We start from the raw sequence: 26,616 nt of genomic DNA on the forward strand, positions 1-26,616 counted from the left end.
CGCATCCACATGGCGCCGATCTTAGGATTGGTATTCACATCGACTTCATCTTGAAACACGGCGATCTCGTTGGCCGGCAGACTGGCTAAGAGCTGGCGCAGCACGCGTAACTTCTGTTCCTTCTGTGGGTCGCTCGGTCCCACAACGGGACACGGACGACGCCACACTACTTGTTCCTTGTGCAACCACCGGCGCACGGTTTCTTGGCTCACCTGCAATTCATAGGTCTCCAACAACACCAGTACCATTACCTGACAACTCCACCGACTGCGCAGAAACCCAAAGTCCCGCGGACTCCGCGTCAATATCCAGCTGGCCACCACTTCACTCCACCAACTGCCGGAGCGCGAAGCAGGAGGAGGCGTCCCTAACGCCGCTTGAATCCCCGCTCCCTCTACGCGCCGCTTCCACCGCGCAATCGTGCGCGTACTACAATACAACACCCCCGCAATCATCGCCCACGAATACCCATCCGCTAATAATAAGAGGAGGTGGGCACGTAAGCGGACGCGCTCATTCGCTCCTTTCCGGTACTGCTCCAACAAGGCTTGGCGCTCCCGCGCCGTTATGCGAAGATGCTCCTTGTCCATCGCTTCACCTCTTTAGGGTCTGACAAACTTTATCCATTTGCCATCCTAAGAGGTGAAGCACTTTCCGTCCAATGGGTTTCTATTTAGTGTTGGTGTCCCAGCAGTAAAAACGCTTCCAATTTGTGACAGCAAAATCGGTTCACTACCGCACGCACTTGCAGAGGTGAAAGGGAAGATTGGGGCGAGGTCAATCTTTGGTGCTCGGCCATTGTGATAATTCCTCACGGGTCACTCTGCAGAATCGTATGTCACCGGTTCTTGCGAAGCAACTAGCGACGAGGCGCGCAACTGCGTGTATTGGGAAGTGCAACAAGCGCTTGCAAGCAGATCGTAAACTACATAGAACACGGCTCCATATGAGGAGGGTGTTCTATGCCAGACTGGAAAGCGCCATCGCAGGCAGAGGTCGAAGGATACTTTAAGCGCCTCAATAATTGGGACCGTTGGGGAAAGGATGATGAACGTGGGACGCTCAATTTGATTACTCCCGAGAAACGCGCTACGGCTGTTGCTCTTGCTCGTAAGGGGCGGGTGGTGTCGGTGTCGCGCGACCTTACTGCGCAGTCACCAACACTAGATTATCACATGCTGTGTCCCGTGCGGCGCGGAGGGTCTAAGGCTGCGCTGGATTATTTTGGGCTGGTGTTCCATGGCCTGACCGTGACGCACATGGACGCGCTTTGTCATGTGGAGTTTCAAGGCCAACTGTATAACGGGCGCAGTTTTGAGGACAGCATTGTTTTCGGTGGAGCAGGGTGGGGCTCTCTCGATGTATGGTTTGATGGGGTGGTCACTCGTGGTGTGCTGCTCGATGTCGCGGCTGGACGCAGCGAAGGCTACGTCGATCTCGGCAAGCCGGTAACTCCTCCTGAGTTAGATGCGGCGGCAGCCCGCGCCGCAGTCAAAGTTGAACCTGGTGATGTCGTTGTTATTCGTAGTGGGCGCGAAGCGTACGAAGCGGCAAAAACGAGCCTGGCCTCTTCGATTTCTCCGCGCAGCTTTGCGGTCGATGCTCGTCCCGGTTTGCATATTGCCTGTCTCGAGTGGCTGCGTGAGCGTGATGTGTCTGCTGTGGCGTGGGATATGCTCGATGAATATCCGGTTGGCTATAACGGCATGGACTTCGGTGTCCATTTAGGAATTCCTTTTCTCGGATTGTGCTTGATCGATAATGTGTATCCCGAACGTTTGGTGGCCGCTTGTGCGGAAGAGAAGCGGTACGAGTTTCTCTTTATGGCGATGCCGTTGCGCCTCGCTGGTAGTACCGGCTCTCCGTGTCAGCCGGTGGCTGTTTTCTGAGGCAATGACAGTCGTGCGCATAGCGGACGCTACGTGATTGGAAGGAAAGAGGAAGAGTGAGGGACCGAAAGGCCAAAAACAACTGTGTGGATTCATTACCCTCACCCTAGCCCTCTCCCTGGCAGGGAGAGGGGATAAAACCGTGATGCCAGAATTTCATTGATGCTTGCTGAACGACAATGTTGATTGATGCATTTGCTCCTCATCCAGACGCAGTGGAAATCCATCGCATAGAGATTGCAGCGCCTGGAGCGACTGTCTACCAGGCGCTGTGGACCACTGACCTTGGCCAATCACCCATAGTGAGAGGATTGTTGACGTTGCGATCACTTCCCGCACGGATTTTACACAGGGAGTCGCGGCAACGTCCGATTCCGCAGTTGACGTTGCAGACCGTCATGACGGCTGGTTTTGGAAAGTTAGCCGAAGAGCCGGGACGAGAAATTGTTTTGGGAATTGCTGGACAGTTCTGGCGACCGACAGGGAACAGTCTGCCGTTCAATCGAGAGCACTTCGATGGTCCGGTACCACCGGGCCTGGCGCGGGCAGTCTGGAACTTCACGGTGCACGAGACGAAACCTGGTCACACATTGTTGTCAACCGAAACGCGGGTGGTGTGTGGCGATCCCGCCAGTAGGTTCAAGTTTCGCCTCTATTGGTTGCTCATCCGCCCGTTTAGTGGACTGATTCGACACGTGATGCTTCGGGCAGTACGGCGGGCGTGTCAAACACAAGAGGTCAGCGAACGGTGACTAATCGACAATAAGAAGTCGGAGGAAGACAAGTGCTGTCAGACTTAAGACAAGGAACAAAATGGCTCCGCTAATGATACCAAGATGTACAAGCGAGCGAGACAGTACGATCTGACGCAGCGCCTGCCTTTTCGTCAGGAGCAGCCATAAGCTGAGAATCCAAAGGATCAATAGCGTCAGCGCGATTGCTGACATGGATGCTCTTTTTGGTCCGGCTTCTTGACTGACTGCGAAGGCGGACTGATAGAGGTCAGGTCCGATGCCGAAACGTGATGCGTCCTCGGCTTAAATCATACGGCGAGAGTTCAACCGTGACGGTGTCACCCGGAAGAATCTTGATATAGAATTTACGCATCTTCCCAGAGGCATGGGCGAGCACGGTCACCTTATTTTCCAGTTGCACTCGGAACATTGCGTTGGGGAGTGTCTCAAGGACGGTACCTGTAACTTCGATTCCTTCTTTTGCCATTAGTCTGGCTGGTAGCGCATCTCAGGTATTCCGTCAAGAGCTACGCCTTTGCTTGCGGAACTGCGTTGCTTTTTTGCCGGTTTCATACTACCATGCGCGCGCATCGGGACGAGGATTGTGTAGTGAAGATTGCCGTTAAAGACATCAAGCCATCGCCGACAGAAATCCACTTCGTGGAAGGGGTGCAGGAGCTGAACGACCTTGTGACGCGTGGCGGTGACGGAGACTATCGCTTCGCGGCACCGATGCAGGTTGCGCTGTGCCATTTCCGTTCAGGTGATGATCTGTGGTTTTCTGGGACGTTACGCAGCGAATTGGTCGGCCAATGTGGGAGGTGCTTAGAAGAGTACCCGCTTCCGCTGCATCGCGAGTTTTCTCTCATGCTAAGCCCAAACCGTGATCTTGAGCGCGAACAGGAACTCACTGCTGATGAGTTATCGGCCAGTTTTTATAACGAGGAAGAGGTTGACCTCTCGGCGCTTGTGCATGAGGAGACACTTTTGGCTTTGCCAAGCCGTCCCTTGTGTCGAGACGATTGTCGGGGGCTCTGTTCGCAGTGCGGGATTAACCTTAATGTGGAATCCTGCGAGTGCCGTCCAGTGTGGAAAGACCCTCGCCTTGCTGTTCTCTCGAACTTGCGGTTACCGCCCCAGCGATAACACCAATACGCCTGTATCCTCATTATCCATGCCGTGACGCTACATCTGTTATTTTCTATAAGGAACGAATATGGGTCTGCCGAAACGTAAAACATCTCAGTCAAAACGCAATAAACGCCGTGCCCACGATGCGCTTACGGCACCACAATGGGCAACTTGCACGAATTGTGGTGAGCCTGTCCTTTCTCATCGCGTGTGTGCCAAATGTGGCTATTATCGTGGTAGACAGGTGATGGAAATCGCCGAAGCCGAGTAAGTGGGAACGGTACGTCGTCACTCGACGTGCGCTCTACCATCCGGCTTGAGAACTCGCTTAAACACCATTACAGTCCAACATCATGTTTATTGCGGTTGACGCCATGGGTGGCGACCACGCCCCCGCTGCGGTAGTGGAGGGTGCGCTACACGCGGTCGAGGAGTATGGCACTCCTGTCCTTTTGGTTGGTGATCAAGAGGCGATTCGTCGGGAACTTGATCGCATCGGTGGGCAAGAGTCTTCACTCTTAGTGATTCGCCATGCCAGTGAAAGTGTAGAGATGGGGGAATCACCGATTGCTGCGCTACGCGGCAAACCGGATTCTTCGCTGCGTGTGGCAGTACAAGCAGTGAAAGCTGGGGAAGCGGGGGCCGTACTCAGTGCCGGCAATTCTGGCGCCATGCTTGCCCTGGCTGTGACTATTCTGGGGACGCTCAAAGGAGTTGATCGGCCTGCGATCGTGACAGTGATCCCGACGCTTGGCGGTCATGCCTGTCTACTTGATTCAGGAGCAAACACCGAATGTAAACCAATCCATTTCGTGCAATTTGCCTTGATGGGAGAAGTTTACGCGCGACTCGTACGCGGGATTGCCTCCCCGCGTGTTGGCGTACTGAGCAACGGTGAGGAAGATTCGAAAGGAACAGACCTGACTCGCGCGGCTCACGCCATGCTGAAGAAGGTGGCTATCAACTACATTGGGTATGTGGAAGGCCGTGATCTCAATAATGGTGAAGTTGATGTCATCGTTACAGATGGCTTTACTGGCAATGTGGCATTGAAAACTCTCGAAGGGTTTGCCCACTTCCTGCAAGGACAGTTACGTACAGTCTTCTCATCTGGGATACGTGGCAAGTTGTCATACTTGATGATTCGCAAAGCGTTTGGCAATTTGCGAGCGAGTCTCGATCCCGCAGAGGTCGGTGGCGCTCCCCTCCTTGGTACCGACGGCCTGGCAATTATTGCGCACGGCGCGTCATCTCCTAAGGCCATCAAAAATGCCATTCGTGTGGCTGATGAGTCGTTGCGCCAAGATATTAACCGTCAAATCGTTGAGAGTATACAGGCCCTTCCCCCTGAAGTTGCGCTTGCTCAACCTGAGCAGAAAAGTGGACGCAGAATTTGGGCACAAATTAAAGAACGCTTCCGTCATGCGCGAGAAAGCCATGACGCTCCACCAGCGTCTGAACCGCCAGCTGGAGAGGAGAAGAAAAAAGAATGAATCGCTCGATTGCTCTCCTATTCCCAGGACAAGGGTCCCAAGCTGCAGGGATGGGGAAAGCCCTTGCCCAGCAGTTTCCAATCGCAGCGCAGGTATTTGCTGAGGCCGATGCTGCTCTCGGTTTCTCCCTATCGCAGATGTGTTTTGCGGGACCAGACGATGATCTGAAACTCACGACCAATGCGCAACCGGCGATCGTTGCGACCAGTATCGCCGCTCTTCGCGTATTGGAACAAGAGACCGGAGTGCAGCCAGCCTATGTTGCTGGTCATAGCCTTGGCGAGTATTCAGCGCTGGTTGCCGCTGGAGTGCTTACGCTGGCTGATGCAGTGCGCGTCGTACGTGAGCGCGGACGACTGATGCAAGAAGCGGTGCCGGTCGGGGTGGGGGCGATGGCTGCGCTCTTTAATCTTTCGGCAGAAGAGGTTGTTGCTGTATGTGCTGAGGCTGCCCAAGGTGAAGTTGTTTCCCCTGCCAATTTGAATGGTGGTGGGCAGATCGTCATCGCTGGCCATGCGAGTGCAGTCAAACGTGCGGTTGCTGGAGCGAAAGCTCGTGGTGCTAAACGAGCCGTCGAACTTGCCGTGAGTGCTCCATTCCATTGTGCACTCATGAAACCCGCAGCCGATGGATTGGCAAAGGTTTTAGAGTCAATTTCTGTGCACGCTCCGAAAGCACAGGTGATTGCTAATGTCACAGCGGACGTGAATGCTGATCCGCAACGCGTCAAAGACTTGCTGGTACAACAGGTAACCGCACCGGTACGCTGGGAAGAAAGTATGCAAAAGTTGCATACGCTCGGCTGTTCAGCCGCGGTTGAGGTTGGCCCAGGCAAAGTACTGGCTGGACTGCTGAAACGGATCGTGCCAGACTTGACCTGTGTGTCAGTCGGTGATCCCACGACATTGGCCGAAGCCCAGGGAGTAATAGCATGAGTGGCATCCTCGATGGGCAAGTTGCGTTAGTGACCGGTGCTTCGCGTGGTATCGGGCGTGCGATTGCTGAACGTTTAGCGCGTGATGGTGCGTTGGTTCTAGTGAATTATTTGCAATCACAAGCGGCGGCTGAAGAGGTCGTCGCGACCATCGCGCAAGCGCAAGGCAAAGCTGAACTGTGCCGTTTTGATGCCGCCAATGGTGGGGAAATTACTGCCGCAGTACAGACGATCCTTGAGCGTCACAAGAAGATCGATATTTTGGTGAACAACGCCGGGATTGCGATCAACAATTTGCTCCTTCGCCTCAAAGAAGAAGAGTGGGAGCAAGTGATGAACGTCAATTTGAAAGGTGTTTTCCTGTGTACGAAGGTTGTCTCGCGCGCGATGCTCCGACAGCACTATGGCCGTATCATTAACCTGAGTTCGGTGGTTGGGCAGTCAGGTAATGCCGGACAGGCGGCGTATGCGGCATCGAAGGCGGGTATTATTGGCTTCACCAAGTCGATGGCGAAAGAGCTGGCTTCGCGGGCCATTACCGTGAACGCGGTTGCACCGGGATTTATTGAAACTGATATGACCGGGACCTTGCCAGAGGAGGTCAAAACAGGATATTTGACCCTTATTCCTGCCGGTCGATGGGGGACTCCTGCAGAAGTTGCAGAGGTTGTGGCGTTTCTGGCCAGCCCACTGGCGAGTTACATCACCGGCCAAGTGATTAATGTCAACGGCGGCATGTACGTATAAACAAAGAAGAAAATCATACATGCTGGCAGTTTCCGCTACACTGTCCAGAGGGGTTAGAGAGGAGAAGTACGATTATGGCAGGATCGATTGAAGATCGCGTAAAAGAGATCATTTGTGAACAACTTGGGGTCAGTGCCGACGAAGTCACCCCACAAGCGTCATTCATTGAGGACCTTGGGGCAGATTCACTCGACCTCGTTGAACTCGTAATGGCGCTCGAAGAAGAGTATGGTATGGAAATCTCAGACGAAGACGCTGAGAAAATTCGTACCGTGAACGATGTCCTTGAGTACATTAATAAACAAAAGAAGTAGACCTGAATTTGGAGTAAGTCCTGCTGCCTTTCGCCAAGGAGGCCGACCTACTCTTTACTATAGTCGCAGAATCGCAGTGACTTCTCCCCTGAGGTCCTGCGATTCTTTGTTTGTAGCTGGAAGATTTTGTATCATTTTTCCATGAGAACAATTCCCATGAATAGCGCACTTGCCCAATGTGACCCAGAAATTTACGCCGCAATCCAAAGCGAAACCGAACGACAAGAGTACAATTTAGAACTTATAGCCTCAGAAAACATTGTGAGTGAGGCCGTGCTCGAAGCGCAAGGTTCGGTTCTTACCAACAAGTATGCCGAAGGATACCCGGGCCGACGCTACTACGGTGGATGCGAGTATGTCGATGTTGTCGAACAACTTGCGATTGATCGCGCCAAGCAATTATTCGGGGCTGAGCACGCGAATGTACAGCCACACTCCGGGTCGCAGGCCAATATGTCGGCGTATTTCTCGCAGCTCCAGCCGGGCGATACGATCCTGAGCATGAATCTGTCGCATGGTGGTCACCTGACGCACGGCAGTCCGGTGAATTTCTCAGGAAAATTCTTCAAAGTCATTCCTTATGGCGTACGCGAGTCTGACCAGCGTATTGATTATGATGAAGTCGCGTCGTTAGCACGGCAACATCGCCCCAAAATGATCGTTGCCGGTCACAGTGCGTACCCGCGTCAGATCGATGCGGTCCCGTTTCGTAAGGTCGCCGACGAGGTCGGTGCAATGTTGATGGTTGATATTGCCCATTTTGCTGGGTTGGTGGCTGCAGGGATTCACCCTTCACCGTTGCCACATGCTGAAATCGTGACGACGACGACACACAAAACGCTACGGGGACCGCGAGGCGGCATGATCATGTGCAAAGCCGCATTGGCGAAGTCGATTGATTCCTCTATTTTTCCTGGAAACCAGGGTGGGCCACTAATGCACGTCATTGCGGCCAAAGCAGTGGCGTTCAAAGAGGCGCTCTCGCCGGAGTTCAAACAGTATCAGCAACAAATTGTGAACAACGCCAAGGCTCTGGCGCAGGGGTTATCGAAACGCGGCTTTCGCCTTGTTTCCGGTGGAACGGATAATCATTTGATGCTACTTGACCTGCGTGGAACGGAACTGACTGGGAAAGTGGCGCAGGAAACCCTTGATGTCGCGCGGATCACGGTCAATAAAAATGCAGTTCCTTTTGACAATCGCTCTCCGTTTGTGACGAGTGGGGTGCGGATCGGCACACCCGCAGTAACAAGTCGGGGGATGAAAGAGAAAGAAATGGATGTCATTGCTGACCTCATTTTCCGTGCGTTGCAGAAGGTTGGTGATGAGGGAGCGCTGAAAGCGATTGGCACGGAGGTACGCGATCTCTGTCAGCAGTTTCCGATGTATAAAGGGCGAGTGAAGACTGCTTAACGATAAATAGTGAGGCTAGAGGCTGGTTTGCCTCTTTTTTCAAGTCTCTCGCCTCTCGCTTCTAGTCTCTGCCATGAAATGTCCCTTCTGCGCTAGCTTAGAAAATCGAGTTATCGATTCACGCTTAAGTCGTGAAGGCGATGTCACACGCCGACGGCGCGAATGCACTCGCTGCGAGCGGCGCTTTACTACCTATGAACGGGTAGAAGAGATCCTTCCCCTGGTTGTCAAAAAAGATGGACGCCGGGAAGCGTATGATCGCTTAAAGGTGGTCAACGGTCTACGCAAAGCCTGTGAAAAACGTCCTGTGAGTATGGCGACGATCGAAGAAGTCGCCGATCGCATTGAGCACTTGCTGCAGAGCCGTGGCGAAAAAGAAATCGCCAGCGCGATGATTGGCGAAGAGATCATGCGTGAACTCTACAACCTCGATAAAGTCGCGTATGTCCGCTTTGCCTCGGTGTACCGCTCATTCCAAGATCTCGATGCGTTTATGCATGAATTGAAAGAGCTGGTTGATGGCCGTGGGCGCACGAGCGAGGAAGAAGAACGTAAGTCGCGCCGCCGCGCGCCTGGTGATCGAGCGAAGTCACAGCTGAGGGACTCGTGAGTAGTGCTGTCGACGAGCGGTTCATGCGACGCGCGATTGAACTGGCAACGAAAGCCTTAGGCCGTACAAGTCCGAATCCTGCAGTTGGTGCAGTCATTGTGCGAAACGGCCACGTGCTTGCTGAAGGGTTTCATCGTCTTGCTGGTCTTCCTCACGCAGAACGGGAGGCGTTACGCCGCCTGACCGGCTCCGCCCGTGGGGCTACTATTTACGTCAATCTCGAGCCATGTTCACACCACGGGCGCACCCCGCCATGTGCTGATGCCCTTATCGAAGCAGGTTTCAAGCGGGTCGTCGTTGGTATGGTTGATCCTAATCCACTGGTGCGGGGCCGAGGGCTCCGGCGTTTACAGCGAGCTGGAATCGCCGTCGAGGCTGGGGTGTTGCGCGAAGAATGTGAACGCTTGAATGAGGATTTTGCCTGTTTCATTCAGACCGGACGTCCATTTGTGACGCTGAAGCTGGCTGCGTCATTGGACGGTCGCATTGCCGCAGCCAGTGGTGACTCGCAGTGGATCAGTGGAGAACAGTCGCGCCGCATCGTGCACGAATTGCGCAATCGCGTCGATGCGATACTGGTCGGTGCAGAAACAGTTCGGAGCGATGATCCACAGTTGACGTGCCGAATACGTGGTGGTCGTGACCCACTGCGAGTTATTCTTGATACGCGTCTCAGTATTGCGCCGACAGCCCGTGTATGTACGCAACAATCACCTGCTCAGACCTTGATTGCGGTTGGTGAAGATCACGGGCAAAAGAAGAAGCTTGCTCAACTGGAAGCCCGAGGGGTACACGTCGTACCGTTTCCCACGAACAACGGCTATATCCCACTGCGCTCGTTGCTTGCAGAATTAGCCCAACGCGGGCATAAATCAGTGCTCATCGAAGGTGGTGGGCGGGTAGCTGCCGCCGCTTTTCGTGAAGGCGTGGTTGATAAGGTGTTGTTTTTTTACGCGCCACTCTTGCTTGGTGGCGACGGACGGGCCATGATTGGCCCCCTTGGGATAGACCGGGTTGCCGCTGGGCAGAAACTGCATACAATGACGGTTCAGCGCATCGGCAAGGATATTCTCGTAGCTGCTTATGTAGGTGAGAGAGGGAAACGCAATGGCCATTTCCACAGTGCCAGTTGAAGAGACCCTGGCAGATTTACGTGACAAGAAAATGATAGTCCTCGTTGACGAGGAGAACGAAAAAGGGGAAGCTGACGTTTGCGTCGCTGCTGAACACGTTACTCCCCAAACCATCAATTTCATGGCGACACACGCACGTGGGTTGATTTACCTCGTGCTCACTGAAGAAAAAATTCGCGAACTCGGAATTCCATTGTTAGGGAACGGTCGTCCCAATCCGCAGAAGCGAGTGTTTGGCGCTGCAATCGAGGCGCGGCGAGGGGTCACGACCGGCATTTCGGCCTATGATCGTGCCCTGACCATTACGGTTGCCGCCAAGGATGGAGCCGGGCCTGATGACATCGTCATGCCTGGACATATCCATCCTGTTGTCGCTCATCGTGGTGGTGTGCTCGCCCGTTTCGGTTTACCAGAAGGAGCGATGGATCTTGCTCACCTGGCAGGATGTCGGCCAGTAGCGGTGTTGTGTACGATCTTGCGGGAAGATGGTGGACTCGCCCAAGGTGAGGATGTCGAGCGCTTTGCTCAACAGCATAATCTCAAGATAGTCAGCCTGTCTCGGCTCATGACCTATCGTCTGCGTACCGAGACCTTAGTGCACCGCGTATCCGAAGGAGACATTGTCAGCCCGCATGGCGGGAAGCTTCATGCCATTGTGTATCGCACTGATGTCGATAGTCACGAACATATGGCCCTAGTAAAAGGGAGAATTAGTTCGCGAGAAACGACGACGGTCAGGGTGCACTCACAGTGCCTGACTGGCGACGTGTTTGGCTCAGAGCGTTGCGATTGTGGGGATCAACTCCGTCAAGCCATGCAAACGATAGCTGACGAAGGGAAGGGCGTTATCATCTACATGCGCCAGGAAGGCCGAGGTATTGGACTGGCGAACAAGATTCGCGCCTACGCTCTGCAAGATCAGGGGTTTGATACGGTCGAAGCGAATCTACGTCTTGGGTTCAAAGAAGACTTACGCGACTACGGCATTGGCGCGCAAATCCTCCGCGATCTTCGTGTCGCACGAGTCCGCTTGCTGACGAACAATCCGCAGAAAATTACCGGACTCGAAGGATATGGGGTGAAAGTGGTTGAACGACGGCCGATCGAGACTCCACCTCACGCAGGCAACATTCACTATCTACGAGTGAAGAAAGAGAAGCTTGGTCATCTGTTGACGGAACTGAAGCCGGTACTGTAAGGAGAGGAATGCATGGCGCGCGTGATTCGGGGCAAGATGGATGCAACAGGACTGCGTTTTGGTCTTGTCGTGTCGCAGTTTAACAGTTTAGTGACCGAGCGCTTACAAGCAGGTGCGATCGATACACTAACTCGCCACGGTGTGAAAGACGACGATATTGATGTTGTCCTCGTTCCCGGTGGTTTTGATATCCCGCTGTTTGCGAAGAAAATGGCTGCGAGTGGTCGTTATCATGCGTTGATCTGTCTAGGCGCAATTATTCGCGGAGAAACGCCGCATTTTGATTATATCGCTTCGGCAATGACCCAGGGAGTGAAAGAAATCATGCTCACTCACGGGTTACCAGTGACCTTCGGTGTCTTAACGACAGAGTCAGTTGACCAAGCGCTTGACCGTGCTGGTGCAAAGCTCGGTAACAAAGGATCTGAAGCCGCAATCGCTGCGATTGAGATGGTGAATGCATTGAAGGAATTGGAAAAAAAAGCGTAAAACGTAATACGTAAAACGTAAAAGGGAAGAGGAAGTGTTTACGTTTGACGTTTCACGTTTTAGCTGTGAGATACCGTATGTCTACCTCTCGTCGCCAAGCCCGTGAATTTGCCCTACAAGTGCTGTATCAGGTTGACCTCAGTGGGCTCACTCCTAAGCAAGCACTCGCAATGTTTTGGCAAAACTTCGAGCCCAAAGCCGCTCCGCAAGACTTCACCAACGAGTTGGTCGAAGGCGCGTGGAAAGAGCGAGATCGTATTGACAAGATGATCGCCAACGTTGCCGAAAATTGGCGCTTGGGGCGACTACCGCGCGTTGACCTGAACCTGCTCCGCTTGGGAGTGTATGAATTGCTGTCGTATCCACAATTAGCGCCGGGGGTGACCATCAACGAAGCCATCGAGATTGCTCGACTCTACTGTGGAGACGAGGCTCCGACGTTCATCAACGGTGTTCTCGACCGTGTTGCGGTGATGATTGGTAAGAAAGTGCAAGCGCATGAGTCAAGTGAATAAATCTAGTACTCACGAGCACGAAGCGAAATCGAACCCAGAACGGGTCCGCTATCGGCCAGCAGAAATCGAGCCGAAATGGCAACGCTATTGGCTCGAAAACAAGACCTTCCGCGTGGTTGAAGACCCGACAAAACAGAAGTACTACATCCTTGATATGTTTCCCTATCCGAGTGGTGCGGGCCTGCACGTCGGACACCCGGAAGGATACACCGCGACCGATATCCTCGCGCGCTACAAGCGCATGCGCGGGTTCAATGTCTTGCATCCTATGGGATGGGACGCTTTTGGCTTACCAGCTGAGCAGTATGCGATTGAAACTGGCACTCATCCGCGTGACACCACCGCTCGCAATATCAATACTTTTCGCAAGCAAATCCAATCCCTGGGCTTTTCCTATGACTGGGATCGAGAAATCTCTACTTGTGATCCTGAGTATTACAAATGGACGCAGTGGATCTTTCTCAAGCTGTATGAGCGCGGCCTTGCCTACATGGCTGATGTGCCGGTGAACTGGTGTCCAGCGCTGGGAACTGTCCTCGCCAATGAAGAAGTTGTTGATGGCAAAAGTGAGCGTGGCGGCCACGAAGTGATTCGTCGTCCCATGCGTCAATGGATGTTGCGCATCACTTCGTACGCTGAACGGTTACTGGCTGGGCTTGAGCATGTCGACTGGCCGGAAAGTGTCAAAGACATGCAGCGCAATTGGATTGGACGCAGCGAAGGGGCGCGCATTCGTTTCCCGCTGTGCTCTGCGGATGGCACGAAATTTCCTGAAGCCGATGCGTACTTTGATGTGTTCACGACCCGTCCCGACACACTCTTTGGTGCGACCTATTGTGTGCTGGCGCCCGAGCATTCGCTGGTTGATCGGGTAACAACGCCCTCACAACGTGTCGCGGTTGAAGCCTATCGCCAGGAAGCTGCACGCAAGTCTGACCTTGCACGTACGGATTTGGTCAAAGAAAAAACTGGTGTGAACACCGGAGGTTTTGCCCTCAACCCGGTGACCGGCAAGCCCATTCCCATTTGGGTTGCTGACTATGTGCTGATTACCTACGGCACTGGTGCGATTATGGCTGTGCCCGGTGGTGACCAGCGTGATTGGGAGTTCGCTCGGCGTTTTGACATCCCTATTGTCGAAGTTGTGCACGGCGGTGATATCGCCAAGGAAGCGTACATTGGTGATGGTCTACATGTGAACTCTGGATTCCTCGACGGTTTGAATGTCGTCGACGCGAAAAAGAAGATGAACGCGTGGCTCGAAGAGCATGGATGCGGGGAAGGGACGGTCACCTACAAGTTGCGCGATTGGCTCTTTAGTCGGCAGCGCTACTGGGGAGAACCGTTTCCAGTCATTCATATCGATGGCCAGCCTCAGCCTCTGAGTCTCAATGATGTGCCAGTGTTGCTGCCAGACGTGGAAAGTTTCAAACCGACGGGTACTGGTGATCCACCCTTGGCTGCGGTGAAACAGTGGGTTGAGATCACTGACCAAAAGACCGGGAAACCTGTCAAACGTGAAACCAACACTATGCCCCAATGGGCGGGGAGTTGTTGGTATTTCTTGCGCTTTGTCGATCCCCGTAACGACCAACATCCCTGGGATCCGGAAAAAGAACGTTACTGGATGCCGGTTGACCTCTATGTCGGTGGTGTCGAACATGCCGTACTTCACTTGTTGTACTCACGTTTTTGGCACCAGGTGTTATATGACTGTGGGCTCGTTTCTACGCCTGAGCCGTTTCAAAAACTGGTCAATCAAGGGATGATCCTTGGCTACAGTTATCGCTATTATGAAGACACGAACAGGAAGCGTTATGCGTACCATGCGGTACAACGCATAGCGCAGCCTGGGAACGAAGAGCCAGACTACGTCGTGGCAGGGAATCCGTCAGCGCAATTGACCGTGCACTACGTGCCCGTCGAGAAAGTCGTGTGGGACAACGACAAACCGTACCATCCAGATGAACCAGAATTAGAACTCGAACCACAACAAGACAAGATGTCGAAGTCGCGTGGGAATGTAGTCAACCCAGATTCCGTTATTGCTGAATATGGTGCCGATGCCTTGCGCTGCTACGAAATGTTCATGGGGCCACTCGAACAAGTGAAGCCCTGGAATACACGATCGGTTGCAGGGGTTGCGCGTTTCTTATCACGGGCGTGGTCACTCGTCGTGAGTGATGGCGGAGAAGTACGATCGCACATCGTGCAGACATCACCCGATCCTCAAGAGAGCCTCACCCGTGAGTATCATAAACGAGTGAAGAAAGTGACCGATGATCTTGAGGGCATGCGCTTTAACACCGCGCTCAGCGCTTTGATGGAGTTCTCGAACGAAGCACATAAAGCTGACCAATTGCCACGTCCTCTGGTTGAAGGGTTTGTTTTGTTGCTGTCACCGTTCGCACCACACTTAGCCGAAGAGTTGTGGCAGCGGCTTGGTCATGAGAAAACGCTCGCCTATGAGTCCTGGCCAACCTACGATCCCGAACTGGTCCGAGACGCGACAGTCACCGTTCCGGTACAGATCAATGGGAAGGTTCGTGCCACGATTGAAGTTGAGGCTGGTGCTGATCAGGCAGCGATCTTGAACATTGCGCGGGCGCATGAAAAAGTTCAGTCCTACCTCAGCGGAAAAACGGTTCGTCGCGAAGTCGTTGTCCCTGGGCGACTCGTCAATTTTGTCATAGCGTAGCGGCAGCTGTGAAGTTTACGGTCGAGGAGGGTGCTAGGTGCTAGGCATTAGGTGTTGGGGAGGTCTGAGGTTCAAGGCTCACAAAAAGGCTTCAGGCTTCAGGCTTCAGGCTTTAGGGAAAAATCGAAAAATCCCTCTAACCTATGGTCTACAGCCTATAGCCTGTTTTTCTTCCCTGCCTGCCCGTTCGCCCATTCTCCCGTTTGCCCTTGCTCTTCTTGTTTTCCTGTTCGCTGGCTGTGGTTACCATTTCTCTGGTGGTGGAACGCTGCCACAAGGCGTACAAAAAATTCGCTTAGCGGAAATTGAGAATGAGACACTCGAAGTTGGGACAGAGAAACAGTTGCAGTGGGCGCTCGAACAAGAATTTCGCAAGCGTGGCAGTTCAATTGTCAATGAAGACGGCGATGGCATTCTGCATGTGACGATGCGACAGATGGATCTACGTCCGTTGTCCTTTGATCGCCGCGATCAAGTCTTAGAGTATGAAGTGATCCTGCTCCTCGATGTTCAGTTGACACACCGAGAAACCGGTAAAATACTGTGGCAAGCGAACAACATGCGGGTCTCAACTGACTATGACGCGATCCCGCAAGTCGTAGTGCCAACGTCACCGCAGTTTTTTGTTGGCAATCTCAACGCTGAGGATTTGCAAGGACTGACAGATATCCAGTTTTCCGAAGCCCAACGACGGCGTGCAGTGGAACATCTCTTCTCTGCCGCGGCGCGACAGATGTATTTACGGTTGAGCGAGAACTTTTGACAAAAGGCGAGAATGGAGGGGTTGGGAGGCAAGTGCGTACCTTGTTCCTCGCGGACAACCCCCACTCTCTAGGAATTAGGGGCGGCTGGGGATTGAGCTGCAGTCTTGCTGCGATGTACTAAGCGAGATAAGCGGGCAACACGCCGAGCCGCAGTATTCGGATGAAGAACTCTTTTTCGTCCTGCTTTGTGGATAGCGCTGATCGCCTCGCGTAACTGTTCTTCTGTTGCATTAGCGTCCGTGCCTGCCGCAGAGGAGATAACTTTCTTGATCAAAGTTTTTACTCGGGATTTCGTTGCTTGATTACGCGCCTGTCGCTGCAGACTTTGACGATGTCGTTTTTCTTCTGACGAAGCCACTCTTTCGTACTCCTTTCTTAATACCTACAAACCTGAGCCCCCGAACCCTAGCACGAGGATACACCCCAATCAATGTCGGCACCTCCTCCCACGACACCCGAAGAACGACAGATTGTTAAAGCAGCTGGACAGATCGGGTTTTACACACTTCTGAGCCGAATCACCGGACTTTTTCGTGACATTGCTATCGGTGCAGTGTTTGGAGCGGGATTTGTGACGGATACGTTCTTTACGGCCTTCCGTATTCCCAACATGTTGCGACGAGTCGTGGGAGAGGGGGCTTCAGCTGCTGCACTCGTACCTGTCATCACGGAATATCGAGAACGCCGTACGCAAAATGAAACCATCGCGATGATTCGGTCGCTACTGGGTATAGGAATGTTGTTGCTTTTTGTCTTGTCTGCTGCAGGCGTCATTTGGGCGACACCCATCGCTTCGTTTCTGGTGCCTGGCTTCTCCCCGGAAAAGCTTACCCTGACGGCGCATCAGTTGCGCATCATGTTTCCGTGCCTCTTCTTTATTGGCCTGTCGGCGATCGCAATGGGCGTCCTGCACGCCTATCTCCATTTTGCTGCACCGGCATTTGCACCTATTTTCTTGAATATTTCCATGATCTCGGCCACGCTCTTTGTCGGCTGGTTTTCTCCTGCAGAAGTGCGAGCGCCAATCCTGATTTTGGCTGGAGCCGTCGTCATTGGAGGGCTCGCTCAGCTTCTGTGGCATGTTCCGGTACTGCAACACTTGAATGTGTTGGTGACTCCAGAGTGGAATCCTCGACATCCAGCAATTCGCCAGATCGGTCGATTGCTTGTGCCGGTCTTGTTCAGCTCTCTGCTGTATCAAGTGTCGCTGATAGTAAAAAATTTGCTCGCGTCATTGTTGAGTGAAGGCAGTGTGTCTGCCTTGTGGTATGCCACGCGTGTGTTTGACTTCCCGCAGGGGATTTTTGTGCTCGCGTTAAGTTCTGCCGCGTTGCCGAGCTTAGCTGCACAGACCCAGCGCGGCGATCTTGTGGGAGTGAGAGACAGCTTAGGATTTGCAATGCGATTAATCAATTTCGTTGTCCTTCCCGCGGCTGTCGGTTTGACGGTCCTTTCTCTCCCAATTTGCGTGGTGTTGTTTTTTCATGGCGCCTTTACCGAAGAGGCGGTACGAGATACCGCCCAAGCATTGAGGTGGATGGTGCTTGGGCTCTGGTCGGTAGCAGCAGCGCGCTTGTTAACGTCTTGTCTATACGCGTTGCAAGATACGCGGACGCCATTAGTTGCTGCAGTGTTAGCCTTTGTCACCAGCATCTTTTTTGGTGTCATGTTCATGGGGCACATTGTCGCCGCAGAAAATTCAGGAAGAGTTGTCCAGTTTTTTGCTGCTTTGAGTGATTGGATTACGATCCGGAACTTAGAAGCAGGCGGCCTTGCACTCTCGGCGTCATTGGCTGCCACCGTCAATGTTCTTTTATTAGGCGCAATCCTTTTGCGCCGCCTCGACGGCTTTCCTTGGGTTCCGTGGTTACATTCACTTGCCTGGAGCATTTTGGGGGCAGTGGTGATGATTGGGCCAGTGTGGTGGATTCAGCAGCAGATTGATTGGTTTGATCGTTCGGTGCCGTATCTGCTGCGTGTTGGTGTACTGCTATCTGCCATAGTGGCTGGCATCGTTAGCTTCACGCTTGTTGCCTGGTGGGGTGGCAAAACTGAATTTGCCGCATTGTTGAAAATGTTACCCGATCGCCTGCTTCGCCGCGTGCCACAATTCCTCAAAGCGAGTAATTGAAGTGCGGTGAATGTCCTCACCATGCTGTTCGAGTTGCGCTTCGATGTAGCGAAACCGTTCATTAAAGCGTTTCCCAGCTTTGCGTAGCGCGGTTTCGGAATCGATATTGAGATGGCGCGCGAGGCTCGTCAGGGCAAAAAGCAAATCACCCAATTCATGCTCTTGGTGTTCTGTCGTTTGGTCAGCGAGTGTTGCGGCTAATTCCTGCGTTTCTTCTTCGACTTTCTTGAAGACCTCCGTGGCTGAAGTCCAATCAAAGCCGACACGTGCCGCTTTCTCGCCGAGGCGTTGGGCTTGAATTAACGCAGGGGCACCGGCAGGGACTCCTGCCAAGATCGAGCGGTCCGCTTTTCCCACCTTTTCTTGTGCCTTTATTTTGACCCAATTTTGTACGACTTCGTCTGCATCTTTTACTTTGACATCTCCAAACACATGCGGATGGCGACGTTCGAGCTTGTCGGCGATTGCCTGGGCGACGTCCTCAATGGTGAACGTGCCGCTCTCGGTCATGAGTTGAGCGTGGAAAACAATTTGTAACAACAAGTCACCAAGCTCCTCTTTGAAGGCGGGGAGGTCCTTGGCTTCGAGAGCTTCGAGCACTTCGTAGGTTTCTTCGACGAGATACGGCTTCAGGGAATCTGGCGTCTGCTCACGATCCCACGGGCAGCCTTCAGGGCTGCGCAGCGTAGCCATGATTTCGACGAGACGGGCGAATTGGGGATACATAGTATGAGTCATAAAAAGAGGAATGAAATGCCTTAGAGATTCCGGAACTCCTCTTCTGTCAGCCCGGCTTGTTTAAGGATTTTCCGAAAAGTTCCAGTGGGTAAAGTTGCGGTATGCATCGCGAGGTATGTCTGTCGACCATAAAGTCAGCGCGCTGTAGCCTCGTCAAAACTTCACGGGGTGAGTACGGCATCTGGGATCTCTATATGTCCGATCAGTGCTGTTGTGTCGCTTGGGATCGATTCTCCGGGTGCATGTTTTTCAGTGATCCAGGCCTCGACAAGCTCACGAGCGGCAGAGAGCGTTCCTTCGACGCCTTGGCCGTGAGTTGTCAGATCAAGAGTGGGAACATGGGCATAGTAGTAACCCTGAAACCCAGGGTCTTGTATCGGTTCTAGCAGAACGGAATAGCGCATGGCCGTACTCCTTCGCGGCTTTCACTCTACACTGCCCAATCTTACTTGAAAACTCTTACCGGCTTGCCATCAAGGAACGCACGGATGTCCTCGACAATATGTTGGAAGAAGATTGCATAGGTCTCTTTGGTGACGTAACCGATGTGTGGGGTAATGACTGTGTTGTCCAAGCGTCGTAACGGATGATCTGGCAAGAGGGGTTCGAGATCGAATACATCCAACCCTGCTCCAGCGATCCGTCTCTGCTGTAGGACATCAATCAATGCCTTCTCTTCGACAATCGGACCGCGTGAGGTGTTGATCAAATAGGCTGTGGGTTTCATCAGTCCCAGTTCTCGTGCGGTGAGAAGGTTGCGCGTGCGATCACTCAGCACGAGGTGAATACTGACAATATCTGAGCGTGCCAGTAGTTCATCTTTAGTCACCAACTCAACGCCGAATTGGGCTGCGCGCTCGGCTGTAAGGTTTTGACTCCAAGCCACGACCTGCATCTGAAAAGCTTTGCCGATTGTAGAAACTTGTGAGCCAAGATTGCCCAAGCCAACCACTCCCAGTGTTTTGCCATTGACGCCGAGACCCATACTGACTTGCCACTGCCCATCACGCACGGCTTTGTCTTCACGGGGAATGTGCCGCAGTAACGCGAGAATCAGGCCCCACGTCAGCTCTGCTGTTGGATACACGATCCCGCCACTACCACAAACAGTGATGCCCAGCGCTGTCGCCGCAGCAACATCTATCGCTGCGTTTCGCATACCGGTAGTGACCAGTAGTTTCAATTTTGGCAGTCGTTCCAAGAGAGAACGTGGAAATGGTGTCCGTTCGCGCATGGATACGACAATCGGAAAATCTTTGAGTCGTTCGACAATGGCATCCTGATCGTACAAGTGGTCTCTGAAGACCGTTGTTTCCGTATCGGCTGCAATTGGACTCCAGTCGGTCATCTGCAACGCGACATCTTGATAGTCGTCGAGAACGGCGACGCGCGTTTTTGCCATGAGTTCCCCCTTTTTGTAGGGTGCGCACAGCGCACCAGTTGTCTGCTTTTTACTCCAGGGTTGTGACGAAAGCAGAGGCCTGAATGAATGGATCATTGGTGATCAGAGGCCGACTGAGAGATCGTGTCGTAGCCGCAATCAATCGGTCATGGAGTTCAGGAATGTCAGTAATCTCAGCTGCTGATCGAAGGATAGCGAGATTCAAGGGCATCTCGCAACAACTTGGAAACCGTGCCAGATAATCCTGGACTGAATGAATTGAAGTGTTGATTCGTTGTTTCTCAGAAAGGTAAAGAATCTCTGCAAGCACTATCGCGGGGATTTGGATGATTGCCGCAGCGTTCTCCATTGCTTCAAAAGTCGCCTTTGCTTTCAATCCCAGACGACGTTGTTCGAGGCGGAGGATCAACCCCATCGTGTCGGTCACGAATTCATTCGCGGGGGTAGCGCTGCTCATAGTCGGCGAATTCTTGCTCTAAGTGGGTTTCTTCATCACGACTCAATTGCTTCAAGTCTTGCCCTAAAAGACCAAGTTGACGCTCTTCTGCAAAAACTTGAGGATGGAGTGCTCGTTGACGCGCGAAATAAACAAAGTCGACGATTTCAGCGAGAGTCTCGTCCGGTAATCCTTTGATCCCGTAGATAATCAGTTCCTCATAATTCTGCACGCCCATTACTCTTTCCTCCATAAGGATAGTGTTGGGATAAAGGAAATCTACTCCTCAAGCAAATAGGCAGATGAAAAGATTGAGGAGAGAAAGAAAGGCGCAGCATGCTGCGCCTTCTCAAGTTCTTCTACGCGGCTTGCTGCGCTTTTTGCTTGAGCAGCTTGGCGACAACTTGCTCGACCACTTGATCCGCAAGTACACGGACTTCTTCTGGTGTTTTCGGCTGAATCGGATGCGGGACAAAGATCGGTTCGTACTGTGACAGCCCTAATGCCGAACACTGGGCGTGGGCGGCGCCGATGAATTCTGTAGTGGCGATGTTGGCGGTCGGGATGCCGTTTTCTTCGAGTTTGACTACATCGTGCGAACTGCACGAAATGCAGGCCCCTCAATCGCTGAGGGCTTCAATCACCGCGTCGCATTTCTCTCGTAGTTCTGCATGTAGTTGTTCTGACGCTAAGCGTCCTGGCGAGACTTTCTTCCGTCGTAGGACTTCTTTGACGCCATAACGAGTACGAAGCATTTCTTCGATACGGTCGAGAAAATGCACGCCCTTGGCTTTGTTAATATCGAGCAGCCCGATGGTTGTCCCATCGAGCGTATCGAGTCGTGGCGCAAACACTTTCTGTCCGCGATCCACTTTCTCGGTGGGATCGAGCAAGATGTCACTCATAACGATACCTCCTTCTGTATTACGCTCGGACTACTTTTGTTGTGATCTGACTCCCCCCAGCACCACGAGCTAAACTTGCCACGGCAGCAGAAAAGCGGCCAGCCGTGCCGCCAGCAACAATAATCATGATACTATCGAGGGTTGGAAACTTGGCAAAGAGTGTGTCGTCCGTTATGGGTGCGGCTGGCTCATCTTTCACCAGCATACTGACACCAGCACCTTCACCACCATTCAGACCAGGCTTCAGTTCACGATACGGCTTACGGATTTTTTCAAACAAGAACTGGCGTAAATCGTTCTTTGACCAGCCATCCTGCGCAAAGGTCTTTGCATGTTCTGGGCAGACGATCAGCACCGTATCTGAGAAGAGCGGAAAGTTTTTGTGGTTCCACAATGATGCCATTGTCCACCCCAAGGAGAGGGCGAGCTGTTCCGCAGTGCGACTGGCGTGGTCATTGATCTGGAAGGGGGAATGACCACCAAACAACGTGACGGTGCTTTGTTTAGGGCGAAAGCCTTTTTCGACGTGCAGCGGCTCCCACGGGCTCTCTTCTTCATTCTCACCAACACAAAATGTGAATTGTGCCGGATGGCCCATGGTCGCTTTGCTGATTTCCTGCGGCTTGGCTCCGCCGATGTTGAGGATCACGAGGCGGAGGGTACGACCAATCGTCGCATTGGCACGAAAACCATGACCGAGGGCATTATGTCCGCAATTGACACCGATTTTCTGGCGAATCGGACCATTGATAATGGTAAACGGAGTCGCAGACTGCGTGGTGACGTTCATGGCATGAGCATTGAATTTCTCATCGCTCAAGGCTTCGACAGCAGCAATGACTGTAGAAAAATAAGACGGGTGGCATCCGGCCATCACTGCATTAATCGCAATCTTTTCGACAGTCGCGCGACCATAATTAGGACCAACCGTGCCAAGCACTTCTTGTGGATCGCGTTCGACCGCCGCCAGCATGCGTTTGACACGATCTTCGGTCGGAGGAACGACTGGTAACCCATCCGTGACACCACGCGTATACATCAACTCGAACGGATCATTTTCGACTTGAATACGCTGTGACCGCAGCGGCGTTGGCTGTGCCATGGAACCTCTCCTTATTTAAGTATCTAACTGTGGCATGACCTCTGTATTGCTGTCAACTGTTATTTCCAAGCACACTTTGCGTCGTACGAAAATGTAACTTTGCGACTTGTCCTAGCGCTTCGGCTCCGTATTTTTGCACGAATGCCTTCGCAGCCTGGATGACGGAGTCACTTGCACCTTTAGGTAATGTCACCCCGTACTTTGAGCCAAGCTCTTGCAAGCGACGGAGAAATTCGGCACGAGCGAGAATCGATGCGGCGGCAACGGCGACTTCTTCTTCAGCGCGCGGTTTCTGAATGAGCGTGACTTCGCGCCCTTTGGCCATCAAGGCATTCTTGAGAAAACGTTCGTCGCCGAATTGGTCTGCGACGACGCGATGACAGTCGACTTTCTCTAAGAGGTTCTCGATCGCTCGCGCATGACCCCACGCCAGCATGCGATTGAGATTCTTCATCGACGTATGCAGTGCGTTGTATCGCTCTGGTCCGATGGCAACAACAGTATGTGGACACTGCGAACGAATCCGTGTGGCCAGGGCTGTGGCTTTTGCATCGGACAGTGTTTTGCTATCGCGTACGCCCATAGCTCGGAGTTGGTCTTCTTGAACAGAAGGAACATAGACGCCTGCAATCACGAGCGGGCCAAAGTAGTCACCTTTGCCGGATTCGTCGATACCGATTTGGTCGTCAATTGTGTTCATGCAGACTCAGGAATGCGTAGTGCAGCGTCAGGAATGCGTGGTGTGTTGTGGATGACAACGACTCTCTCGTGGATTTCGAGTCTCTTTTCTGCAAAGAGCTGAATCGCATGTGGCAGTATGCGGTGTTCCTGCGTGAGAATCCGCGCACTGAGGCTCTCTTCTGTATCCTCGGCGTAAACCGGTACCGCGGCCTGTGCGATGATTGGCCCATGATCGGTTTGCTCATCGACGAAGTGCACTGTGGCTCCAGCGATTTTGACACCATACTGCAGCGCTTGTCGTTGCCCATGCGTACCAGGAAACGCAGGAAGCAAAGCGGGGTGGATGTTGATGATACGTTGAGGAAAGGCACGAATGAAAACTGGGGTGAGGATACGCATAAACCCAGCAAGCACAACCAGTTCGATGTTATGCGCTTGTAGCGTTTTTACCAATTCTGCGTCGAACACCTCCCGGGAAGGAAACTCCTTATGACTGATGATGATGGTAGGGATGTTGTGTTTCTGTGCACGTACCAGTCCATAGGCATCTGAGCGATTGCTGACGACGATACGGATCGTTGCTGTCAGCTCGCGTCATTCAATCGCGTCAATAATCGCCTGTAAGTTGGTGCCACTGCCAGAGATCAGCACGGCAATGGGGAGGGGAGACGACATGGGAATGAAACGTAATGCGTAATGCGAAAAGAATCCAGGCCGGGAGGAGCGGATAACCCATGAACGATGAATTGTGAATGATGAATGAAAATCAGAAATCTTTCGTATCTATAATTCATCATTTTGCATTTCTTTCTTAGCTGACCGCCCGTGCCAAGGTAAACACATCAACGACTTTCGCACCTGCCGATATGAGCGTGGCTGCACATTCGCAAACGGTGGCACCGGATGTGTAGACATCATCGACAAGCAGGATCTGTTTCTCTTTCACCTGGTCAGGGGTCGCTACGGTAAACGCACCTTTGACGTTGGTGTGGCGGTCTTTGTCGGTGAGCTGCGTTTGTGGTACGGTCGGGCGACTGCGTTCAAGAAGAAACGGATTACTCACGACTCCATGTACCTTCCCAACCGCACGTGCCAGCAGCAACGCTTGATTGAACCCACGCCAGCGTAGGCGTTCAAGGTGCAGCGGCAAAGGAATGATGAGATCGTACTGTTCTTGTGAAAATGGATACGCAGTGGCGGTAAGCAGCGCGAGTGTTTTTCCGATGCTCAGCTCGCGATGATATTTGAACTTTTGAATTGCGGCACTGAGCGGCTGCAGCTCAGCTTCTCCATACTGGTACAACGCCCACGCACGTGCGCGGCGAAACGGCGGAGGTGTTGTTATGCATGGACCACAGAGGTGGTCTGGGCCTTGTTTCGTCATGAAGGGAAGACCGCAGCACGAACAAAGTGGGGGCGTAATCGGCTGGACATGAGACCAACAGTGGCCGCAAAAACTTTCATGAGTGTCGACGATTGCAGAACAACTCGGACATCGTTGTGGATAAAGCACGGAGAGGAGTGCTGAGAAGACATTGCCCATCAGGCGTATATAGCGTTCAGCTCAACCTCGTGCAATTGCTTAAGAAACGGCAATTTGCAGCCGATATCGAGAGCATGAAATCATTTTTCCAAGGACTTGTCTTAGGCGTTCTCGTCATGTATGGGTACCTCAATTACGGTGCAGACCTGCTCGGCCCGTTCCGCGGCTGGTTTGATGGTGCTGGGAACGGTATCAAACGTGACCGTATGCGTGACGAAGCAGACAAGGCTCTACGGGGTTTTCTGTTTCAGCACGACACTGCACACCGTGCTTGAGTAGGGACGCGCGCAGCTTGCAACTGGCAAAGGGGGTCGTGACATGGCTGCAGAAGGAAGTTCCCTAGGGCTTCGGCAACGTGCGATTGCTCTAATGCGACAGCGACTGCTAACGTCTTAAGGAGAATCTGACCTCGGATGAGCGGGGGTTGGTTTGTAGGGACCAGCCCCCGTAGTGTTTCTATCAGCCACTATCTAGCGTATGCGCTCATACGCAATGAGAAGAAGAGAGATTTACTATGGAGCTTCCCATCGTCAAGAAACTGAAACAGGAAGTCGACGAATTACGCTACGAATTGCAAGTCAAAATCCCCAAGGACTTACAAGAAGCGGCAGCGCAGGGCGACTTGAGTGAGAATGCTGAGTACGAAACCGCACGTGCGCGGCAAGATCTTGTGCGTGCACGGGTCGCCCAACTCGAAGAGCGCTTGCGTCAGTTGGTCCTCTACGATTTTTCTAGTATTCCGCGTGACCGTATTGCCTATGGCAGTCGCGTGACACTGGAAGACGCGAGTGATGGGAAAGTCGTTGAGTATCAAATTGTCTTTCCTGAAGAAGTCGATCCGAATGCAGGACATGTGTCGCTGAGTTCCCCGATTGGACAGGCGCTATTACGCAAAGAAGTTGGGGATGAGGTGGAAGTCACAACGCCCCAAGGAAAATGCAAGTACGAGATTATCCAATTGTTAACGCTCCATGACTTGATGGCGAATAACGGGGGTCGCTAGAATACTATAGGCCCCTTGCAAATCTGCGAGGAATTGTCTAACCTCGCTGCGTGTAGTAAGAAGAGTGGGCGGTACGCCCACTTTTTTTTTCCAGAATGCGACCAGAGGTTGAAGAAATCATACGGCACGTGGAAACCCTCGCCACACCCGTCGTTGCAGAAGAGGGAATGGAAATCTGGGGAATTGATTTTCGTCCAGAAGCCGGTCGGTGGGTATTACGCTTGGCGCTCGACCGTGAAGGGGGAGTCTCCCTGGACGAATTAACTCGCGTCCATCGACAATTAAATGATCTATTTGATGCACACGACCCCGTTCCGTGGCGGTACACTTTGGAAGTATCGTCGCCTGGTATTACCCGCGCATTGCTACGCCCTCCGCACTACCGCCGTTATGAAGGCAGCCGTATCCGTGTCCAAACCCGTCCAGATCAGCGCGGACGACATACGTTCATGGGGGTACTGCGGACAGTGACAGAAGACGGGATTATCCTTATTGATGATCTCGCTGGAGAGATACGAATAGGGTGGGGCGATATCCGTAAAGCGACAAATGAGTATGAGTTTGCCAATCCGCAACACAACAAGAAACCAAAACGGGCGCATTGATTGAGGAG

At 52.8% G+C, this 26,616-nt stretch carries 33 protein-coding genes and 2 pseudogenes; 20 read left to right on the plus strand and 15 right to left on the minus strand.

Going from position 1 to position 26,616, the window contains the following annotated elements; all coding sequences use genetic code 11:
- Positions 1–590: helix-turn-helix domain-containing protein (locus FJ147_07590; protein ID MBM4255745.1), on the minus strand; the 590-nt coding region annotated here is incomplete at its 3' end.
- 372 nt (positions 591–962) lie between these two features.
- Between FJ147_07590 and FJ147_07595 the strand changes: the two genes are divergently transcribed.
- Together FJ147_07595 and FJ147_07600 are read left to right on the plus strand one after the other, a co-directional pair.
- Positions 963–1,889 carry a cyclase family protein gene (locus tag FJ147_07595; GenBank protein ID MBM4255746.1) on the plus strand — a complete coding sequence of 309 codons (927 nt, stop codon included), beginning with the start codon at positions 963–965 and terminating at the stop codon, positions 1,887–1,889.
- Between the two features lie 179 nt (positions 1,890–2,068).
- On the plus strand, positions 2,069–2,641 hold the full coding sequence (locus FJ147_07600) for a hypothetical protein (protein ID MBM4255747.1): 573 nt from the start codon (positions 2,069–2,071) through the stop codon (positions 2,639–2,641).
- Here the strand turns inward: FJ147_07600 and FJ147_07605 are convergent, their stop codons facing one another.
- Both FJ147_07605 and infA read right to left on the minus strand, forming a co-directional pair.
- The gene (locus FJ147_07605; GenBank protein MBM4255748.1) at positions 2,642–2,836 is read right to left on the minus strand and encodes a hypothetical protein; all 195 of its coding nucleotides are present in this window, start codon (positions 2,834–2,836) and stop codon (positions 2,642–2,644) included.
- Positions 2,837–2,891: 55 nt separating this feature from the next.
- Positions 2,892–3,110 carry a translation initiation factor IF-1 gene (gene infA / locus FJ147_07610; protein MBM4255749.1) on the minus strand — a complete coding sequence of 73 codons (219 nt, stop codon included), beginning with the start codon at positions 3,108–3,110 and terminating at the stop codon, positions 2,892–2,894.
- 92 nt (positions 3,111–3,202) lie between these two features.
- On the opposite strand from infA, the gene FJ147_07615 reads away from it, so the two are divergent.
- The 14 genes from FJ147_07615 to FJ147_07680 all read left to right on the plus strand — a co-directional run bounded on the left by FJ147_07615 (position 3,203) and on the right by FJ147_07680 (position 16,061).
- Positions 3,203–3,769, plus strand: coding sequence for a DUF177 domain-containing protein (locus FJ147_07615; GenBank protein MBM4255750.1), 567 nt, complete (start codon positions 3,203–3,205; stop codon positions 3,767–3,769).
- 70 nt (positions 3,770–3,839) lie between these two features.
- Positions 3,840–4,025, plus strand: coding sequence for a 50S ribosomal protein L32 (locus FJ147_07620; GenBank protein MBM4255751.1), 186 nt, complete (start codon positions 3,840–3,842; stop codon positions 4,023–4,025).
- Positions 4,026–4,107: 82 nt separating this feature from the next.
- On the plus strand, positions 4,108–5,247 hold the full coding sequence (gene plsX / locus FJ147_07625; protein ID MBM4255752.1) for a phosphate acyltransferase PlsX: 1,140 nt from the start codon (positions 4,108–4,110) through the stop codon (positions 5,245–5,247).
- Positions 5,244–6,182 carry an ACP S-malonyltransferase gene (gene fabD, locus FJ147_07630; GenBank protein ID MBM4255753.1) on the plus strand — a complete coding sequence of 313 codons (939 nt, stop codon included), beginning with the start codon at positions 5,244–5,246 and terminating at the stop codon, positions 6,180–6,182. Before plsX ends, fabD begins: the two co-directional genes overlap by 4 nt.
- Positions 6,179–6,928 carry a 3-oxoacyl-[acyl-carrier-protein] reductase gene (gene fabG, locus FJ147_07635; GenBank protein ID MBM4255754.1) on the plus strand — a complete coding sequence of 250 codons (750 nt, stop codon included), beginning with the start codon at positions 6,179–6,181 and terminating at the stop codon, positions 6,926–6,928. The genes fabD and fabG overlap by 4 nt, the downstream gene beginning before the upstream one ends.
- 74 nt (positions 6,929–7,002) lie before the next feature.
- Positions 7,003–7,242, plus strand: coding sequence for an acyl carrier protein (gene acpP / locus FJ147_07640; GenBank protein MBM4255755.1), 240 nt, complete (start codon positions 7,003–7,005; stop codon positions 7,240–7,242).
- Between the two features lie 156 nt (positions 7,243–7,398).
- Complete coding sequence (locus FJ147_07645; protein ID MBM4255756.1) at positions 7,399–8,655, plus strand: serine hydroxymethyltransferase; 1,257 nt, start codon at positions 7,399–7,401, stop codon at positions 8,653–8,655.
- Positions 8,656–8,728: 73 nt separating this feature from the next.
- Positions 8,729–9,265: a transcriptional repressor NrdR gene (gene nrdR / locus FJ147_07650; GenBank protein ID MBM4255757.1), complete on the plus strand. Its 537-nt coding sequence runs from the start codon at positions 8,729–8,731 to the stop codon at positions 9,263–9,265.
- A gap of 23 nt (positions 9,266–9,288) precedes the next feature.
- Positions 9,289–10,398 carry a bifunctional diaminohydroxyphosphoribosylaminopyrimidine deaminase/5-amino-6-(5-phosphoribosylamino)uracil reductase RibD gene (gene ribD / locus FJ147_07655; GenBank protein MBM4255758.1) on the plus strand — a complete coding sequence of 370 codons (1,110 nt, stop codon included), beginning with the start codon at positions 9,289–9,291 and terminating at the stop codon, positions 10,396–10,398.
- Positions 10,373–11,596 (plus strand): GTP cyclohydrolase II, encoded by a 1,224-nt coding sequence (ribA, locus tag FJ147_07660; GenBank protein ID MBM4255759.1) that lies wholly within the window; start codon positions 10,373–10,375, stop codon positions 11,594–11,596. The genes ribD and ribA overlap by 26 nt, the downstream gene beginning before the upstream one ends.
- 12 nt (positions 11,597–11,608) lie before the next feature.
- Positions 11,609–12,085 (plus strand): 6,7-dimethyl-8-ribityllumazine synthase, encoded by a 477-nt coding sequence (locus tag FJ147_07665; protein MBM4255760.1) that lies wholly within the window; start codon positions 11,609–11,611, stop codon positions 12,083–12,085.
- Between the two features lie 77 nt (positions 12,086–12,162).
- On the plus strand, positions 12,163–12,600 hold the full coding sequence (nusB, locus tag FJ147_07670) for a transcription antitermination factor NusB (protein ID MBM4255761.1): 438 nt from the start codon (positions 12,163–12,165) through the stop codon (positions 12,598–12,600).
- A complete protein-coding gene (locus FJ147_07675) occupies positions 12,584–15,298 on the plus strand; it encodes a leucine--tRNA ligase (protein MBM4255762.1) in 2,715 nt (904 codons plus the stop codon). Before nusB ends, FJ147_07675 begins: the two co-directional genes overlap by 17 nt.
- 37 nt (positions 15,299–15,335) lie before the next feature.
- Entirely contained in the window at positions 15,336–16,061 is a 726-nt protein-coding gene (locus tag FJ147_07680) for a hypothetical protein (protein MBM4255763.1), read from the plus strand.
- 68 nt (positions 16,062–16,129) lie between these two features.
- Here FJ147_07680 and rpsT read toward each other — a convergent pair whose 3' ends face one another.
- On the minus strand, positions 16,130–16,420 hold the full coding sequence (gene rpsT / locus FJ147_07685; protein ID MBM4255764.1) for a 30S ribosomal protein S20: 291 nt from the start codon (positions 16,418–16,420) through the stop codon (positions 16,130–16,132).
- 72 nt (positions 16,421–16,492) lie between these two features.
- Between rpsT and murJ the strand changes: the two genes are divergently transcribed.
- On the plus strand, positions 16,493–18,193 hold the full coding sequence (gene murJ, locus FJ147_07690; GenBank protein ID MBM4255765.1) for a murein biosynthesis integral membrane protein MurJ: 1,701 nt from the start codon (positions 16,493–16,495) through the stop codon (positions 18,191–18,193).
- On the opposite strand, the gene mazG is transcribed toward murJ, so the two are convergent.
- The 11 genes and pseudogenes from mazG to FJ147_07745 form a co-directional block, all read right to left on the minus strand.
- Entirely contained in the window at positions 18,140–18,931 is a 792-nt protein-coding gene (gene mazG / locus FJ147_07695) for a nucleoside triphosphate pyrophosphohydrolase (protein ID MBM4255766.1), read from the minus strand. The two genes, murJ and mazG, sit on opposite strands and share 54 nt — an antisense overlap.
- Before the next feature lie 20 nt (positions 18,932–18,951).
- Positions 18,952–19,112: pseudogene (locus FJ147_07700) on the minus strand (toxin HicA).
- Positions 19,093–19,335 (minus strand): type II toxin-antitoxin system HicB family antitoxin, encoded by a 243-nt coding sequence (locus FJ147_07705; protein ID MBM4255767.1) that lies wholly within the window; start codon positions 19,333–19,335, stop codon positions 19,093–19,095. Before FJ147_07705 ends, FJ147_07700 begins: the two are co-directional and overlap by 20 nt.
- Before the next feature lie 41 nt (positions 19,336–19,376).
- Positions 19,377–20,333, minus strand: a complete 957-nt coding sequence (locus FJ147_07710) for a D-2-hydroxyacid dehydrogenase family protein (protein MBM4255768.1) — start codon at positions 20,331–20,333, stop codon at positions 19,377–19,379.
- A gap of 49 nt (positions 20,334–20,382) precedes the next feature.
- Positions 20,383–20,790: a type II toxin-antitoxin system VapC family toxin gene (locus tag FJ147_07715; protein ID MBM4255769.1), complete on the minus strand. Its 408-nt coding sequence runs from the start codon at positions 20,788–20,790 to the stop codon at positions 20,383–20,385.
- Positions 20,765–21,007, minus strand: coding sequence for a hypothetical protein (locus FJ147_07720; GenBank protein MBM4255770.1), 243 nt, complete (start codon positions 21,005–21,007; stop codon positions 20,765–20,767). The genes FJ147_07715 and FJ147_07720 overlap by 26 nt, the downstream gene beginning before the upstream one ends.
- Positions 21,008–21,389: 382 nt before the next feature.
- The gene (locus tag FJ147_07725; protein MBM4255771.1) at positions 21,390–21,674 is read right to left on the minus strand and encodes a hypothetical protein; all 285 of its coding nucleotides are present in this window, start codon (positions 21,672–21,674) and stop codon (positions 21,390–21,392) included.
- Between the two features lie 19 nt (positions 21,675–21,693).
- Entirely contained in the window at positions 21,694–22,776 is a 1,083-nt protein-coding gene (locus FJ147_07730) for a hypothetical protein (protein MBM4255772.1), read from the minus strand.
- 52 nt (positions 22,777–22,828) lie between these two features.
- Entirely contained in the window at positions 22,829–23,476 is a 648-nt protein-coding gene (gene rnhC / locus FJ147_07735; GenBank protein ID MBM4255773.1) for a ribonuclease HIII, read from the minus strand.
- A pseudogene (locus FJ147_07740) lies at positions 23,473–24,132 on the minus strand (phosphoribosylglycinamide formyltransferase). The gene rnhC and the pseudogene FJ147_07740 overlap by 4 nt, the downstream one beginning before the upstream one ends.
- Positions 24,133–24,268: 136 nt before the next feature.
- Positions 24,269–24,841, minus strand: a complete 573-nt coding sequence (locus FJ147_07745) for a ComF family protein (protein ID MBM4255774.1) — start codon at positions 24,839–24,841, stop codon at positions 24,269–24,271.
- Positions 24,842–25,074: 233 nt separating this feature from the next.
- Here FJ147_07745 and FJ147_07750 point away from each other — a divergent pair, with 233 nt between their 5' ends.
- The 3 genes from FJ147_07750 to FJ147_07760 all read left to right on the plus strand — a co-directional run bounded on the left by FJ147_07750 (position 25,075) and on the right by FJ147_07760 (position 26,608).
- Positions 25,075–25,275: a hypothetical protein gene (locus tag FJ147_07750; GenBank protein ID MBM4255775.1), complete on the plus strand. Its 201-nt coding sequence runs from the start codon at positions 25,075–25,077 to the stop codon at positions 25,273–25,275.
- Positions 25,276–25,514: 239 nt separating this feature from the next.
- Entirely contained in the window at positions 25,515–26,003 is a 489-nt protein-coding gene (locus FJ147_07755) for a transcription elongation factor GreA (protein MBM4255776.1), read from the plus strand.
- Between the two features lie 95 nt (positions 26,004–26,098).
- Positions 26,099–26,608: a ribosome maturation factor RimP gene (locus tag FJ147_07760; protein MBM4255777.1), complete on the plus strand. Its 510-nt coding sequence runs from the start codon at positions 26,099–26,101 to the stop codon at positions 26,606–26,608.
- Positions 26,609–26,616: the final 8 nt, after the last annotated feature.

The organism is Deltaproteobacteria bacterium, assembly GCA_016874775.1.
In the GTDB taxonomy this organism is placed as follows: Bacteria; Desulfobacterota; Binatia; order Bin18; family Bin18; genus VGTJ01.